This window comes from Vibrio penaeicida (assembly GCF_002933855.1).
GTDB lineage: Bacteria > Pseudomonadota > Gammaproteobacteria > Enterobacterales > Vibrionaceae > Vibrio > Vibrio penaeicida_A.
Genome location: NZ_BFAQ01000084.1, coordinates 728 through 1,161, shown reverse-complemented (window position 1 = coordinate 1,161; position 434 = coordinate 728). Strand labels below are relative to the sequence as shown.

At 37.1% G+C, this 434-nt stretch carries 1 protein-coding gene; it reads right to left on the bottom strand.

The features are described 5' to 3' along the window. Positions 1 to 34: 34 nt before the first annotated feature. Positions 35 to 385, bottom strand: coding sequence for a hypothetical protein (locus tag VPNCDNU1_RS28395; protein WP_104403484.1), 351 nt, complete (start codon positions 383 to 385; stop codon positions 35 to 37). Between the last annotated feature and the right edge of the window lie 49 nt (positions 386 to 434).

Sequence of the window (434 nt, the reverse complement as noted above, 5' to 3'; positions counted from 1 at the left end):
GTTGTTTGTCGGTTTGAAGTTTTTGTTATATTAATTACTCAAATCTAATTGCATCTATTTGACAAAGCTTTGTACCAGAACCCTTCCAAATCCTATCGGAATATATTTGAAAGCTAACCTGCTGCTTTGTTGTATATGCTGTAAGTAAAAAAGACCCGATCATTTTATACCCAGGGGCAGATGGAGAAAGCCAAACTCCATCTTCACAGTCTGCTATACCTGTTTTCATCCAAACAGCAATATCTGCACCATCACGACCAGCTACCGCTCCGTAGTCATCATAAGCAAATAACCTCGTAATTGTTCCTTTGTTTGTTGTTTTTACAGAACTAAATGCAGAAAAGCTAAGTAGTACTGTAAACAGCCCGATTATAACTCTGTTCATTTATTGGAAACCTCAAAAGTCAAAAAATAATATAACGCCCGCTTAAGCC